Source organism: Pseudomonas sp. URIL14HWK12:I12, from assembly GCF_003097135.1.
Classification (GTDB): domain Bacteria; phylum Pseudomonadota; class Gammaproteobacteria; order Pseudomonadales; family Pseudomonadaceae; genus Aquipseudomonas.
Map to the genome: position 1 here is coordinate 66,161 of NZ_QEQL01000008.1, position 15,058 is coordinate 81,218.

General features: G+C 61.4%; 14 protein-coding genes. 8 read left to right on the forward strand and 6 right to left on the reverse strand.

Translation table 11 applies throughout. The annotated features are described in order from the left end of the window. Positions 1-173 precede the first annotated feature (173 nt). The 6 genes from F474_RS21315 (at position 174) to F474_RS21340 (ending at position 6,659) form a co-directional block, all read left to right on the forward strand. Positions 174-1,310: a branched-chain amino acid ABC transporter substrate-binding protein gene (locus tag F474_RS21315; protein WP_097089072.1), complete on the forward strand. Its 1,137-nt coding sequence runs from the start codon at positions 174-176 to the stop codon at positions 1,308-1,310. A gap of 138 nt (positions 1,311-1,448) precedes the next feature. Then, positions 1,449-2,363, forward strand: a complete 915-nt coding sequence (locus tag F474_RS21320) for a branched-chain amino acid ABC transporter permease LivH (RefSeq protein ID WP_097089074.1) — start codon at positions 1,449-1,451, stop codon at positions 2,361-2,363. A gap of 3 nt (positions 2,364-2,366) precedes the next feature. After that, complete coding sequence (gene livM, locus F474_RS21325; RefSeq protein ID WP_165830355.1) at positions 2,367-3,650, forward strand: high-affinity branched-chain amino acid ABC transporter permease LivM; 1,284 nt, start codon at positions 2,367-2,369, stop codon at positions 3,648-3,650. Continuing rightward, positions 3,647-4,522, forward strand: coding sequence for an ATP-binding cassette domain-containing protein (locus F474_RS21330; RefSeq protein ID WP_097089079.1), 876 nt, complete (start codon positions 3,647-3,649; stop codon positions 4,520-4,522). The genes livM and F474_RS21330 overlap by 4 nt, the downstream gene beginning before the upstream one ends. Beyond that, positions 4,519-5,235, forward strand: coding sequence for an ABC transporter ATP-binding protein (locus F474_RS21335; RefSeq protein WP_097089081.1), 717 nt, complete (start codon positions 4,519-4,521; stop codon positions 5,233-5,235). The genes F474_RS21330 and F474_RS21335 overlap by 4 nt, the downstream gene beginning before the upstream one ends. Before the next feature lie 662 nt (positions 5,236-5,897). Beyond that, complete coding sequence (locus F474_RS21340) at positions 5,898-6,659, forward strand: SDR family oxidoreductase (RefSeq protein WP_097089083.1); 762 nt, start codon at positions 5,898-5,900, stop codon at positions 6,657-6,659. On the opposite strand, the gene F474_RS21345 is transcribed toward F474_RS21340, so the two are convergent. From F474_RS21345 to F474_RS21355, 3 genes are all read right to left on the reverse strand, one after another. Beyond that, positions 6,640-7,740, reverse strand: a complete 1,101-nt coding sequence (locus F474_RS21345) for an AGE family epimerase/isomerase (protein WP_097089085.1) — start codon at positions 7,738-7,740, stop codon at positions 6,640-6,642. The two genes, F474_RS21340 and F474_RS21345, sit on opposite strands and share 20 nt — an antisense overlap. Before the next feature lie 52 nt (positions 7,741-7,792). Continuing rightward, complete coding sequence (locus F474_RS21350; RefSeq protein ID WP_097089259.1) at positions 7,793-8,425, reverse strand: TetR family transcriptional regulator; 633 nt, start codon at positions 8,423-8,425, stop codon at positions 7,793-7,795. A gap of 133 nt (positions 8,426-8,558) precedes the next feature. Next, positions 8,559-8,945 carry a phage infection protein gene (locus F474_RS21355; protein ID WP_097089087.1) on the reverse strand — a complete coding sequence of 129 codons (387 nt, stop codon included), beginning with the start codon at positions 8,943-8,945 and terminating at the stop codon, positions 8,559-8,561. Positions 8,946-9,246: 301 nt separating this feature from the next. Here F474_RS21355 and F474_RS21360 point away from each other — a divergent pair, with 301 nt between their 5' ends. Next, positions 9,247-11,319: an AsmA family protein gene (locus tag F474_RS21360; protein WP_097089090.1), complete on the forward strand. Its 2,073-nt coding sequence runs from the start codon at positions 9,247-9,249 to the stop codon at positions 11,317-11,319. A 95-nt stretch (positions 11,320-11,414) separates the two neighbouring features. On the opposite strand, the gene F474_RS21365 is transcribed toward F474_RS21360, so the two are convergent. Continuing rightward, the gene (locus tag F474_RS21365) at positions 11,415-11,957 is read right to left on the reverse strand and encodes a bacterioferritin (protein ID WP_097089092.1); all 543 of its coding nucleotides are present in this window, start codon (positions 11,955-11,957) and stop codon (positions 11,415-11,417) included. A gap of 150 nt (positions 11,958-12,107) precedes the next feature. Further along, positions 12,108-12,452 (reverse strand): osmotically-inducible lipoprotein OsmE, encoded by a 345-nt coding sequence (gene osmE, locus F474_RS21370; protein ID WP_097089094.1) that lies wholly within the window; start codon positions 12,450-12,452, stop codon positions 12,108-12,110. 235 nt (positions 12,453-12,687) lie between these two features. Here osmE and F474_RS21375 point away from each other — a divergent pair, with 235 nt between their 5' ends. Beyond that, positions 12,688-13,698 carry an AI-2E family transporter gene (locus tag F474_RS21375; protein WP_097089096.1) on the forward strand — a complete coding sequence of 337 codons (1,011 nt, stop codon included), beginning with the start codon at positions 12,688-12,690 and terminating at the stop codon, positions 13,696-13,698. A 93-nt stretch (positions 13,699-13,791) separates the two neighbouring features. Here the strand turns inward: F474_RS21375 and F474_RS21380 are convergent, their stop codons facing one another. Continuing rightward, positions 13,792-15,057, reverse strand: a complete 1,266-nt coding sequence (locus F474_RS21380) for an Hsp70 family protein (RefSeq protein ID WP_097089261.1) — start codon at positions 15,055-15,057, stop codon at positions 13,792-13,794. Between the last annotated feature and the right edge of the window lies 1 nt (position 15,058).

Here is a 15,058-nt window from a genome sequence, read left to right on the forward strand (position 1 = left end):
TACCGACATGAAGATAGAGGGTTGCACATCCCGAAGGCTTTGCTCCACGCCTTGCGCGCCAGAGCCCCGCCTATTCGACTTTTGGCTAAGCCGTTGGCCGCTGGCACGGCGCTTGCTCTGAAGCTGTTCGCTTGAAGTTGTAGTGCCAACCATAATGATCAGGAGCACCACTCATGTCGCAATCGTTTTACGCAAAAGGATTTCTAGCGCTGGCAGTTACCGCCGCGCTTGGTACTGCCGGCGTCGCCCAGGCTGACATCAAGATCGGCGTGGCAGGCCCGATGACCGGTGCCAACGCTTCGTTTGGCGAGCAGTACATGAGGGGGGCACAGGCCGCGGCCGATGCGATCAACGCCGCCGGCGGCGTCAACGGTGAGAAGATCGTTTTGGTGAAGGGCGATGACGCCTGCGAGCCCAAGCAAGCCGTGGCGGTGGCCAACCGCCTGGTCGATCAGGACAAGGTCAATGGCGTAGTTGGCCACTTTTGTTCTTCCTCTACCATCCCGGCCTCCGAGGTTTATGCCGATGCTGGCGTGATCGTCATCACCCCCGGTTCCACCAACCCCACAGTGACCGAGCGCGGCCTGTCGGCGGTGTTCCGCATGTGCGGCCGGGATGACCAACAGGGCGTGGTCGCCGGCGACTACATCGTCGATGTGCTCAAGGCCAAGAAAGTGGCGGTGATCAACGACAAGGATACCTACGGCAAGGGCCTGGCCGACGCCACGGCTGCCGAGCTCACCAAACGCGGTGTGAAGCCTGTGCTGGAAGAGGGCCTGACCCGCGGCGAAAAGGATTTCAGCGCCCTGGTGACCAAGATCCGTGCTTCTGGTGCAGAGGTGGTGTACTTCGGCGGCCTGCACCCAGAGGCCGGCCCGCTCGTCCGCCAACTGCGTGAGCAAGGCCTGAAGGACGTGAAGTTCATGTCCGACGACGGCATCGTGACCGACGAGCTGGTAACCACCGCAGGCGGTGCTCAATACGTCGACGGCGTATACATGACCTTTGGCGCAGACCCGCGCATGGTGCCGGACTCCAAGGCCGTTGTAGATAGCTTCCGTAAAAGCGGGTACGAGCCTGAAGGCTACACCCTGTACGCCTACGCCTCGGTCCAGGCCCTGGCTGCAGGCTTTGCCGGCGCCAAATCCGACAAGGGCGAAGACGCTGCCAAATGGCTCAAGGCCAACCCGGTCAAGACCGTGATGGGCGAAAAGACCTGGGATAGCAAAGGCGACCTGAAAGTCTCCGACTACGTCATGTACCAGTGGGATGCCAGCGGCAAGTACAAGCAGCTCGACAAGCAAAAATAATCATACAGGCGGCGCGCGGCACCCTTGCCGCGCCACCGCTTCGGCCCGCAACCTTTGCCTCAACTGCCACCGATCGCCTGCCGGGCTACCCGGCCCGTGCGCGCAGGTGGCAGCCCACCCGGTACACGAGAGCGCAAGATGGACGGTATTTTTCTGCAGCAAATGGTCAATGGCCTGACTCTGGGGTCAGTCTATGGGCTGATCGCCATCGGCTATACGATGGTCTACGGCATCATCGGCATGATCAACTTCGCCCACGGCGATGTTTATATGGTCTCTTGCTACCTCTCGGCCATCGGCCTGGCGGTGCTTTCATTCTTCGGCTTGGAGTCCTTTCCGTTCCTGATTCTCGGCACCCTGGCGTTTACCATCGTGGTCACTGCGGTCTACGGCCTGGCCATCGAGCGGGTGGCCTACAAACCGCTGCGTAACTCCACTCGCCTGGCCCCGCTGATCAGCGCTATCGGCATTTCGCTGATCCTGCAGAACTACGTGCAGCTCAGCCAGGGGTCGCGCCAGCAGGGCGTGCCTACGCTGCTCGAAGGGGGGTGGCGGTTCGACGTGGGCACCGGCTTCGTACAGCTGAGCTACACCAAGGCGTTCATCATCATCGCGGCCTTCGCCGGTATGGCCATCCTGACCTACATCATCAAGTACACCCGCCTGGGGCGGATGTGCCGCGCTACCCAGCAAGATCGCAAGATGGCTTCCATCCTGGGCATCAATACCGACCGGGTGATTTCCTACGTATTCATCATCGGTGCCTCCATGGCGGCACTGGCCGGCGTGCTGGTGACCATGAACTACGGCACGTTCGACTTCTACGCAGGCTTCATCATCGGTATCAAGGCGTTTACCGCCGCTGTGCTGGGCGGCATCGGCTCGCTGCCTGGGGCCATGCTCGGTGGCCTGATCCTGGGGGTGGCAGAGTCGCAATTCTCCGGGCTGGTCAACTCCGACTACAAAGACGTATTCAGTTTCGCGCTGCTGGTGCTGATCCTGATTTTCCGCCCCCAAGGCCTGTTGGGCCGCCCGCTGGTGACGAAGGTGTAAATGATGGAAACCACCAAACCAACACCCGTCGATTTCAAGAAGGTTCTGGTCGACGCTGTGATCGCCGGCCTGATGGCACTGATCGTGTTCGGCCCGGTCATGGGCGTCGTGCTCGATGGCTACAGCTTCACCACCGCGCCTGTGCGCACCGCGTGGATGGTCCTGGCAGTGGTGGCAGGCCGCGGTATGCTCAGCCTGTTTCTGCAGTTGCCTGTAGGCAAGGCCATGCAACACAGCCTCGAGAGCGGCGGCGCGGGCGTGCATGTGCGCCCACCAGATTACAAAAGCCGGCTGCGCTGGATCATCCCGCTGATGATCGTGATCGCCCTGGTGTTTCCGGTATTTGCCAACAAATACCTGCTGGGCGTGGTCATCATCGGCCTGATCTACGTGCTGTTGGGCCTGGGCCTGAACATCGTGGTGGGCCTGGCCGGGCTGCTTGACCTTGGGTATGTGGGCTTCTACGCCATCGGTGCCTATGGCCTGGCGCTGGGCTACCAGTACCTGGGGCTGGGGTTCTGGTCAGCGATCCCGCTGGCGGCCATCGCAGCGGCACTGGCTGGGTGCATCCTGGGCTTTCCGGTATTGCGAATGCATGGGGATTATCTCGCCATCGTGACACTGGGCTTCGGTGAGATCATCCGCCTGGTGCTCAACAACTGGATCGACTTCACCGGCGGCCCCAATGGTTTGCCGGTACCTGCGCCCACGGTCATGGGGCTGGAGTTCGGCCGCCGTGCCAAGGACGGCGGGGTGCCCATCCACGAGTACTTCGGCTTCGCCTACAACGGCGACCTCAAATTCGTGTTTCTCTACGCTGTGCTTTTCCTCATCGTGATGCTGGTGCTGTATATCAAGCACCGCCTGACACGCATGCCGGTCGGGCGCGCCTGGGAGGCGTTGCGCGAGGATGAGATCGCCTGCCGTGCGATGGGCCTGAATCATGTGCTGGTCAAGCTTTCGGCCTTCACCCTCGGGGCTTCGACTGCCGGCATCGCGGGGGTATTCTTCGCCAGCTATGCCGGCTTCGTTAACCCTACGTCTTTTAACTTTTTCGAATCAGCGCTGATCCTGGCCATCGTGGTGCTGGGCGGCATGGGTTCGACCTTGGGCGTAGTGATCGCTGCATTTGTGCTCAGCACCATGCCTGAGCTGCTGCGCAGTTTCGGTGAGTACCGGGTGCTGCTGCTAGGTATCTTGATGGTGCTGATGATGATCTGGCGACCGCGCGGCCTGATCCGTGTTGGCCGCACCGGCGTAACCCCGCGCAAAGGAGTGGCGCCATGAGCGACGATATCATCCTGTCGGTTGAGCACTTGATGATGCAGTTCGGCGGTATCAAAGCGCTTGCCGACGTGAACCTGCAGGTCAAGCGCAACTCGATCTTCGCTCTCATCGGCCCCAACGGTGCTGGCAAAACCACGGTGTTCAACTGCCTGACCGGCTTTTACCGTGCCTCGGGTGGCAAGATCCACCTCAACGCCAAAGGCCGCCAGGTAGACGTGATCAAACTGCTGGGCGAGCCGTTCCAGGGCGCCGATTTCGTTTCACCTGCGCGCTTTGGCAGCCGCCTGTATTACAAGATGTTCGGTGGTACCCACCTGGTGAACCGGGCGGGTATGGCCCGTACGTTCCAGAACATCCGCCTGTTCAAAGAAATGTCGGTGGTGGAGAACCTGCTGGTCGCTCAGCACATGTGGGTCAACCGGAACCTCCTTGCGGGGGTGCTCAACACCCGCGGTTACCGGCGCGCCGAAGAAGAGGCGCTCAACACTGCGTTCTACTGGCTGGAGGTGGTCGACTTGGTGCCCCATGCCAATCGCCTGGCAGGGGAGCTGTCCTACGGCCAGCAACGCCGCCTGGAAATCGCCCGAGCCATGTGCACGCGCCCGCAGATCATCTGCCTGGATGAACCGGCTGCTGGCCTGAATCCTCAGGAAACCGAAGCGCTGAGCGGGATGATCCGACACCTTCGTGACCATCACGACATGACGGTTGTGCTGATCGAGCACGACATGGGCATGGTGATGAGCATCTCCGACGACATCGTGGTGCTGGACCACGGCAATGTGATCGCCGCGGGCAAGCCCGAGGATATCCGCAACGACCCGAAAGTGATCGCCGCCTACCTGGGTGCGGAAGAGGAGGAAGTAGCATGAGTGGTGCGATCCTCGAGTTTCGCGATGTAGATGCCTTCTACGGCCCGGTGCAGGCGCTGCGCAAGGTGTCGCTGCATATCCAGCCGGGCGAAACCGTGAGCCTGATCGGTGCCAACGGCGCAGGCAAGTCGACGCTGCTGATGTCGATTTTCGGCCAGCCCCGCGCCAGTGCCGGGCAGATTCTCTACAACGGCACCGACATCACTCGCAAAACCCCGCATTACATCGCCTCCAACGGCATTGCTCAGTCGCCCGAGGGGCGTCGGGTGTTCCCGGACATGACGGTCGAGGAAAACCTGATGATGGGCACCATCCCCATCGGCGACCGCCATGCCAGTGAAGACATGCAGCGTATGTTCGAGCTGTTTCCCCGGCTCAAGGAGCGGCGCAATCAGCGTGCGATGACGATGTCTGGCGGCGAGCAGCAAATGCTCGCCATCGCCCGTGCGCTGATGAGCCGGCCCAAGCTACTGCTGCTGGACGAACCCTCGCTTGGCCTGGCGCCGATCGTGGTCAAGCAGATCTTCTCCACGCTTCGCGAACTGGCCAAGACAGGCATGACCATCTTTCTGGTGGAACAAAATGCCAACCACGCGCTGAAGCTGTCTGACCGGGCCTATGTGATGGTGAACGGGCAGATTCGCATGACCGGCACCGGGCAGGAACTGCTGGCAAACGACGATGTACGCAATGCCTATCTAGGCGGCCATTGACGGTGCAGAGCCCCTTGTGCAAGGCAAGGGGCCGAATGTGGAAAACCTTTTGAAAAACACGTTGGGATGCGACGTTTGGGCGCGGTTTTTGCGCCCAGCTCACCGGCTGCCGTTATCCCCGGAAAATGTGTAATCGCCTGTTAGCAACTTGGTAGCATACCGCCACAACCCGCGGATTACATGGCCTGCAGCGCCTTGGTTGTTTTTTGACCAGAAGGTATGGCCATACCCCGGCGCTCAACTTGTCAACTGGTTTAATGTCCAGTAACCCCGAGTTCGAAGCCTGTGGATAACTCTGTGGGAAAGGTTTGGGCAGAGTGTGCTGAGTGGCGATTTTCAAGGCTTGCGCAAGTCAATGGTTTTTAGTCGTCTTCGCCCGGGATCGCCGTATGAAGCACCGGTCAAGCTAAAAATTTTCCAGAAGGGTCGCAGCACGTATTTCAATGCGTTTATGCCCCTATCGGAGGCGCTTCGCTGTTGCTCAGGATTTTTGTGGAACCGGCTGTGGATAAACTGGGTGAAAGGGGCGCCAGGCCACAAGTGGCAAGGCCTCGGGGTTGTTGGTTGTTTTTTGATCGCCCCTTGCCAGCCTTGCTGCCGCGGGCGTGGCGATGCATTCTGTAACGCTTGGCCCGACCCGGTACCTATTCAAGGAGAGCAGCATGGTTTCCACCGTTTTCATCACTGGCGCGACCTCCGGCTTCGGTGAAGCCTGCGCGCGGCGCTTCGCGGACGCAGGTTGGGCGCTGGTGCTCACTGGCCGGCGGCAAGACCGCCTCGAAGCTCTGGCTCGTGAGCTGGGCGAGAAAACTCAGGTGCTACCGCTGGTGCTGGATGTACGCGACCGCGCAGCCATGGAGGCAGCCATCGAGAGCCTCCCCGCCCCATTCGACAAGCTCACGGGCCTTATTAACAACGCAGGGCTCGCTCTGGGCACAGACCCAGCACCCAAGTGTTCCCTGGATGATTGGGACACCATGGTCGACACCAACGTCAAAGGGCTGATCTACGCAACGCGCCTGCTTTTGCCGCGGCTGATCGCCCATGGCCGAGGCGCCAGCATCGTCAACCTCGGCTCGGTGGCCGGCAATTACCCGTACCCGGGTAGTCACGTCTACGGTGCGACCAAAGCATTCGTAGGGCAGTTCTCGCTCAACCTGCGTTGCGACCTTCAGGGCACCGGCGTACGTGTGACCAACCTGGAGCCGGGCCTGTGCGAAAGTGAGTTCTCGCTGGTGCGGTTCAACGGTGACCAGAGCAAGTACGACGCCACCTACAAAGGCGCCGAGCCAGTGCAGCCTCAGGATATTGCCGAGACAATCTTCTGGGTCATGAACCAGCCAGCGCATTTGAACATCAACAGCCTGGAAATCATGCCCGTGAGCCAGTCATGGGCCGGTTTCGCTATCGAGCGTAATCGCTGAGCGCCGAGTAGGCCGTGGCCAGGTGATAGGGTGTGGTGGAAGGCATGTCGTGCCGGCTTACCTCGCCCTTGCCGTCGCGGCATTCGTACCAACCGCCGCTGGGCAGATAATGCGCCTGCAGGTGCAGTAGCTGCTCCAGCACTTGGCCCGCCGCGCTTTCGCGCATGGTGAGGGCGCGCAGGTATTCTGCCTGGGCCCAGATGCGCCGCGTGGGGTCTTTGACTTCGCCGTCGGCCGCCAGCATGGCCAACACATGGCCGTTCTCCACCCCGATCCGTTCGCTGTAGGCGAAGGTGTTTTCGAGTTGTGCGCATAGCCTGTGCGTTCGCAGCAGGGGCGAGGCCTTGAGCAGGTAATACCATTCGAACTGATGGCCCGGTTCGAACCAATTGCCTAGGCTCTCGATGGGTTTTTCCATCAGCACACCGTGTTGTGGATCGATGAACCTCTCATTCATCGCATCGCACAATGCCACCAGCGCTGCTTCACAGCGAGCGTCAGGCCGCACCTGCAGCACGGCCAGAAAAGCTTCGGCCAGGTGCATGAGCGGGTTTTGCAGCGGGCCTTGGCCCTGGGCCGCCCAGTCTTCAGCCAGGGCTGCCCAGTACAGCCCGTCCCCTGTGGAGAAACGCTCGAAGATTATCGCCAGCGCTTGGTCGAGGCGTGCCTGCGCCTCGGCTGTGCGCACGCTGCCCAGGTAATGGGCACTGGCGAACACGATGAAGGCGTGGGTGTAGAGATCCTTGCTGCGGTCTAGCGGGCGGGCATGGGCATCGATGCTGTAGAACCAGCCGCCGTGCACGGCGTCACGAAAATGCTGGTCGAGGGCGCTGAACAGGGTCTTCGCACGCGCCGCCGCCCCCTGGCGCTCGCCCAGTGCCGTGAACAGATACAGCTGCCGGGCGCATGCCATTGCTCGGTAGCGCTGCACAGGCATCGGGGCCAAGTCGCGCCCCAAGGCCTCGTAGGCCAGGCCCAGGTCTGGATTCCAGCCCGGGCCTTCCCATAAAGGCACGACCTGCTCCAGAAAGTGGCGGTGAACCTGTTGGAAAACGGCGGGGAGGGAAGTCTGGGAGGGCATGGTCTTCAATAGCGCGCAGAGCCAAAGCGCGCACTGTACCAGATCGCCCCCCTCACGGCGCCAGTCTCGCCAAACCTGGCCAATGCTTGGCGCCAATGAAGATGAAGCGCAGCTGTTGGCGAATCTTGTCGGCCGGGGCCAGCCCCGTGCCGTCGCGGCCCTCGGGCTCGAGCAGTTCGGGAAGCGCAGCGAACACCGCCTTGACCACCAGGTCGGCCATGACCTCAAGCGCAGGCTGGTTCAAATGCGCCCATCGCGGCATGTGTGAGAGGTCTGCCGCAAGGTCCGAACTGATGGCCGAGCGCAACCTCAGCAGCCCCTGGCGCACTCGTGCCGAGCTACTGAACTGCTCCCGAGCCAGAAACAGAAAATGCGCACGGTGGCTGTGGACCGCATCGAGAAAGATACGCACCGACGCATCGGTCAGCCCACCGAGCACGAGCTCGTTATGGCGCACGAGGCGAATGGTGTCGCGAAACGCTTCACCGACCTCGTTCACCAGGGCCAAGCCCAAGGCGTCCATGTCGTCGAAGTGGCGATAGAACCCGGTAGGCACGATGCCAGCGGCCCGAGCGACTTCGCGCAGGCTCAGCGTCCCAAAGGCCTTGCCGCTGGCGATCAAATTCAGCGTGGCGTCCAGCAGGGCCTGGCGGGTCTGGCGTTTCTGTTCGGCGCGGGCCGACAGGGGGGCTGCGCGTTCATGACTGATCATGGACCGCAATGTAACAAAATCGGGCGATGGGGTGTGACGGGTGCTTAGAAAGTACAAGCCCGGCCAAGGTAGGCCGGGCGTGTCGAGGCGTTACGCACAGGGGCGATCATGCGACATCGCTAAGCTGGCGATCAGCACCGTCTTGAGCGACGGTGTTCAGAGTACGGTCTGCACCGTCTTGAGCAACGCTGTTCAGGGTGCGGTCTGCGCCGTCTTGAGCAACGCTGTTCAGAGTCCGGTCTGCGCCGTCTTGAGCAACGCTGTTCAGGGTGCGGTCTGCGCCGTCCTGAGCAACGCTGTTCAGGGTGCGGTCTGCGCCGTCTTGAGCGACGCTGTTCAAAGTGCGGTCTGCACCGTCCTGCGCAACCAGGGTATAGGTGGGTGTTTCAACTTGTGCACTGTCGTGGGACAGGCTGCGGGCTTGAGCGCTCTGCAGGCCGATCACACTGGCAGCGAGTGCGGAGAGGGTCAGGGCAAGGAGTTGGCGTTTCATGAGTAGTGCTCCATAAAAGGGCTGAATGTCGTTCACAGAGCAGATGTTACGCCTAGGATTTCGATTAAAAAGTCGATAGGTAGAATGGTAACAATCAACGGAATTGATTGTTGGCTAAATGCCTTGTTAATCAACGGGTAAGCAGAGTTCGAAATGCTCCGTTACCGAGCGTCACTGAACTTTTCGCGCTACCCGGGTGCAGCCGGCTTTATCGAAAAACCTGTGGTATCGAAGATCGGGCCGAACCGCTTGCGGCCCCGAGGCCTCTAAGCTCCAAGCATTCGTACAAGGAGCCACCGCCATGACGCGGCCCCAAAAGATCCTCACCTGGACCGCAGCGGTTTTCCTCCTGCTGGTTGTCGTGCTGGTGGTTTTCATCGCCACCTTCGACTGGAACCGCATCAAACCTACGCTCAATGCCAAAGTGTCCGAGGCGCTGCACCGGCCTTTCGCCATTGAGGGCAACCTGGCGGTGCACTGGGCACGGGAGCCGGAGGAGGGGGGTTGGCGTGCCTGGGTGCCATGGCCGCGTTTCGTTGCCGAAGACATCACGCTGGGCAACCCTGATTGGTCGAAAAAGCCACAGATGGCAGGCCTGAAAAAGATCGAGTTCCGCCTGTCGCCCTTGCCATTGCTGGCGCAGCGGGTGGTAATCCCCCGTATTGACCTTACAGAACCCAACGCGGAGCTGTTCCGCCTCAAGGAAGGCCGCGACAATTGGACGTTCGACTTTGGCCCCAAGGATCCCGACGCCGCGCCGTCCAAATGGGTGGTGGACATCGGCGCGATCAAGTTCGACAAGGGCCACGTAACCTATAACGACCAAGTGCTCAACACCGATGCTGATGTGGTCATCGACCCACTGGGCAAGCCCGTGCCCTTCAGCGAACTGGCGGGCAAGAGCGGTGCAGCCAAGAGCGTACGCGACAGCGGTGCCAATGCGCAGGACTACGCCTTCGCCTTCAAGGTCAAAGGGCATTACAAAGGTATGCCGCTGGATGGCGACGGCAAGGTCGGGGGCCTGCTCGCGCTGCAGGATGCCAAGCAGCCGTTCCCGGTGCAGGTGCGTGTGAACATCGCCAAGACCGAGGCTCAGGTGGTGGGTACGCTCACCGACCCGCGTAGTCTCGGGGCACTGGACCTTCAACTTAAACTGGCAGGCAGCAGCCTGGGCAATCTCTACCCGCTAACGGGTGTTACGCTGCCCGACACGCCACCCTACGCCACTGATGGCCGGCTGGTCGCCAAGCTTCACGACCCTGCGGGCGCCACCTTCCAGTACCAAGGCTTCAACGGCAAGATCGGCGACAGCGATATTCACGGCGACCTGGCGTTCGTCGCCGGTAAGCCAAGGCCTAAGCTCAGTGGCAAGTTGCAGTCCAACCAACTGCTGTTCTCTGACCTGGCCCCGTTGATCGGCGCTGATTCGAATCAGGAGCAGAAAGCCCGGGACGGGGCCAGCAAGCAGCCGGCTGGCAAGGTGCTGCCGGTGGAGGAGTTCCGCACTGACCGCTGGCGCGCGATGGACGCCGATGTCGAGTTCGCCGGCAAGCGCATCGTGAAAAGTGAGCAGCTTCCCTTCGACAACCTCTATACCCACGTCATCCTCGATGACGGCAAGCTCAGCCTGCAACCGCTCAACTTCGGCATGGCAGGCGGCAAGCTCGAAGCGGCTGCCACGTTGAACGGCCGGGCAACACCATTGCAGGCGCAGGCACAGCTCAAGGCTCGCGGCTTTCAGCTCAAGCAGCTGTTCCCGAATTTTGAGCCCATGCGCACCAGCTTCGGCCAGCTCAATGGCGATGCCGAGATCACAGGCACCGGAAATTCGGTCGCGGCCTTGTTGGGCGGGGCCAATGGCAAGGTGCGCACGGTGATCAATGATGGCGCAGTGAGCCGCGACCTCATGGAGATTGCCGGGCTTAACGTCGGCAACTACATCGTCGGCAAGATCTTTGGCGACAAGGAAGTGAAGATCAACTGTGCAGCGGCAGACATCGGGATCAAGGACGGGCTGGCCAATACCAACTTGTTCGTGTTCGATACCGAGAACGCGGTCATCTACGTTGACGGCACCGCGAACTTCAAGACCGAGCAACTGGACATGAAGATCACGCCTGAGTCCAAAGGCTTCCGTATCATCTCGCTGCGTTCGCCGTTGTATGTGCGTGGCCCCTTCGCCAAGCCCTCAGCGGGCGTGCAAGCGATGCCGTTGATTCTGCGCGGCGCCGGGATGGTCGCCTTGGGGGCGGTGGTTGCACCGGCGGCAGGTTTGCTGGCCCTGGTGGCCCCCAGTGGAGATGAGCCTAACCAGTGTGCACCTTTGCTGCAGCAGATGCGTGAGGGCAAGGTGCCCAAGACGGTGAGGCCATAGGGTCAACGCGGCAGGGCAGCTGCGAGCTGCCATGCCAGGCAGCAAAAAGCAAATCGCCCGGCAGTGCCGGGCGATTTCTTGAACGCAGGTGTTGCTTAGTTGCTGCCTTCGATTTCTTCGTAGATGTCCGCCATGTCGTCGGCGTGCTCTTCTTCCTGAGCGAGGATGTCTTCGAAAATGCGGCGAGTGGTCGGGTCTTTGTCGCCGATGTACTGGATGATCTCGCGGTAGCTGTCGATGGCAATTCGCTCGGCGACCAGGTCTTCATACACCATTTCTTTGAGCGTATTGCCGGCGCGATATTCAGCGTGCGACATCTTCGACAGCACGTCGGGGTTGAACTCAGGCTCACCACCCAGCTGCACGATGCGCTCGGCCAGTTTGTCGGCATGCTCGGATTCCTGGTTGGCGTGCTCCAGGAACTCATCCGCCGCGATGCTGGCTTTCAGGCCGTTAGCCATGAAGTAGTGGCGCTTGTAGCGCAGGGTGCACACCAGCTCGGTGGCCAGCGATTCGTTGAGCAGCCGCAGGATTTCTTCTCGGTCGGCGGTGTAGCCTTCGGTTACTGCGCCATTGTCGACATGCTGGCGAGCACGTTCACGCAAGGTGTTCTTGTCGGTCAGTTGCACGTTGATCATTTCAATCTCCAGAAAAGGCTTTGCTTGGTCACGGGGGAGCTGTCTCGCTCTAAGGCGGCGTGATCAGTTCTCATGGGAGTGGCGGGTGCGCTGAAAAGTTTTACCCCCAGCGCCCGGCGGTACCGGCGGCCCAAGGGGGGCCGCCATTGCTCACATCGTTGCTTTTTCGTTGTTCTTACGCTGCTCGCAGGTCATGAAGCCCTTGGTCGCCACGTGCCCGGACGGGTCGAAGCTGACGTAGTAAGGCTGCTGATGGCCATCACGATTGAGGATGTAATTGTTACAGGTGCCATCAGGCGAACCCGCAGTGCCTGCCACCACGGTCGACGGTGGCCCGGCCAGGGTTTCGACCTGTTGCATGGTCATGCCTTTCTCGACTTGCTTGACCAGCGGCTCATTGCGATAGGTGACGAAATCCACCGGGTTTTGCGGGGTGGTATTACAGCCGGCCAGCAGGCCGGCCACGCACAGTGCGGTCAGTGTTTGCTTGTACATGGCGTCGCTCCTTCGAGATGGCCATTTGCGGCCCTGTCCTTGTTTCAGAGCCGTGGCGGTCGACGAGAGTTCGATGTTTCTGTCGAGCTAAAGGTTTGTAAGCAGTTTTTTCCAAAAATCACGCAACGCCTCTCGATCCGCGGTCTTACGCCATTGGTGGCATGTCGTTTGGCGCTGGCTGTCCTGCTGCAAGGCTGGCAGACTGCCGTCTCTCTCATGCCGTTCCAGAGGCACTATGTTCGCGTTTTCCCAGCGTCACGTTCTGATCGCCAGCTGGCTGATCATGGTTGCCGGCCTGTTGCTGGTGCTGCCCCTGCGCTTGTTGCCCAGCCTGTTGGCGGGCCTGCTGGTGTTCGAGCTGGTGAACATGCTCACGCCCCAATTGCAGCGCCTGATCGCCGGGCGCCGTGCACGCTGGCTAGCAGTGGCTTTATTAGGGACGCTCATCGTCAGTGTGCTGGCGCTTATCTTCGCTGGCGCGATCAGCTTCGTGCTGCATGAAGTGGAAAACCCTGGCGCTTCGCTGGACAAGTTCATGGCCGTGGTCGAGCGTGCCCGCAGCCAGCTGCCGCCTGCGGTGGATGCGTACCTGCCCGCGAGCGCCGCGGAATTTCGCACCGCCATTGGCGCCTGGGGCAGCCAGCATTTGTCCGATCTGCAACTGATCGGCCGTGACGCGGCGCACACCTTCGTGACCTTGCTGATCGGCATGGTGCTGGGCGCGATCATCGCCCTGCAGCAAATCCCCCCGCTGCACGAGCGCAAGCCACTGGCCGCCGCCCTATTCGACCGCCTCTATCTGCTGGTGCAGGCATTTCGCAACATCGTCTTCGCGCAGATCAAGATTTCCGCGCTCAACACGGCCTTCACCGGGATCTTCCTGGCGGTAGTGCTGCCATTGGTGGGGATCAAGCTGCCGCTGACCAAAACCCTGATCGTGATGACCTTCCTGCTGGGCCTGCTGCCGGTGATCGGCAACCTGATGTCCAACACCTTGATCACTATCGTCGGCCTTTCGATTTCGGTATGGGTGGCCGTGGCGGCGCTGGGCTATCTGATCCTGATCCACAAGGTCGAATACTTCCTCAACGCCCGCATCGTCGGGGGCCAGATTCGCGCCAAATCCTGGGAGTTGCTGCTGGCAATGCTGATCTTCGAAGCGGCATTCGGCCTGCCCGGCGTGGTCGCCGGGCCCGTCTACTACGCCTACCTCAAGAGCGAGCTGCGCGGCGCCAACCTTGTTTGAGCCGCAAACCCCCAGCGCCCAGTAAAAGCGGGCCCCGCGGTGGTGGGCTGCTGTTCTCGACGCTTTAAGCGCTCGGTGGGGCGCTTCGGTTCGTTAGCCGTACCGGCGGCGGGCTTCGATGGCCAAGCCGCTGCCAATGCTGCCGAAATTGTCGCCTTCCACGTGGCGCGCCTGCGGCAGCAAGGCCGCGACGCTCTGGCGCAGTGCCGGGATGCTGCTGGAGCCGCCGGTAAAAAACACCGTATCGACCTGCCCTGCGGCCACTTCGGCGTCTGCCAGCAGGTTGCTCACACCGCCCCGCACCCTTTCGAGCAGCCCATTGATCGAGGCTTCGAAGAGCGCGCGGGTCAGGTCCACACCCAGGTTCGGCTCGATACGGCCCAGGTCGATGCGCCGGCTGGGCGCGTCGGTCAACTCGATCTTGCTCGCTTCGACTTCCATGGCCAGCCAGTGGCCGGCGCGCTGCTCGATCAGGCGGAACAGGCGATCGATGCCCAGGGTGTCTTCGATGTCGTAACGCATGTTGGCCAGGGCCAACTGCGACTTCTGCGCGTAAACGGCATTGATGGTGTGCCAGGTGGCCAGGTTCAGGTGATAGCTGGTGGGCATCAGCGCCTGGCTCTTCATGCGGCTGCCGTAGCCGAACAGCGGCATCACCCCTTGCACGTTGAGCTGCTTGTCGAAGTCGGTACCGCCGATGTGCACACCACCGGTGGCGAGGATGTCCTGCTGCCGGTCGCTGTCGAAATGGCGCTGTGGAGCCAGGCGAACCAGGGAGAAGTCCGAGGTACCGCCGCCGATGTCGACGATAAGCACCAGCTCTTCACCGCCGATGCCGGACTCGTAGTCGAACGCCGCAGCCAGTGGCTCGTACTGGAAGGAGACGTCCTGGAACCCGATCTTGCGGGCCACGGCTTCGAGGGTGTCCTGGGCTTCCTGGTCGGCCACCGGGTCGTCATCGACGAAGAACACCGGGCGGCCCAGCACGACCTGCTCGAAGGGCCGGCCGGCGCTGGCTTCGGCGCGCTTTTTCAGCTCGCCGATGAACAGGCCCAGCAGGTCCTTGAACGGCATGGCTGTGCCGAGCACGCTGGTGTCGTGCTTGATCAGCTTGGAGCCCAGCAAACTCTTGAGCGAGCGCATCAGGCGGCCTTCGTAGCCGTCCAGGTACTCCTGCAGGGCCAGGCGCCCATAGACCGGGCGGCGCTCCTCGGCATTGAAGAACACCACCGAAGGCAGGGTGATGCGCTCGTCTTCCAGCGCCAGCAGGCTGGGCTGGCCTGGGCGGTGCCAGCCGGCAGTGGAGTTGGAGGTGCCGAAGTCGATGCCTAAGGCGCGGGCCGGGGTAGTGTGCTGCATG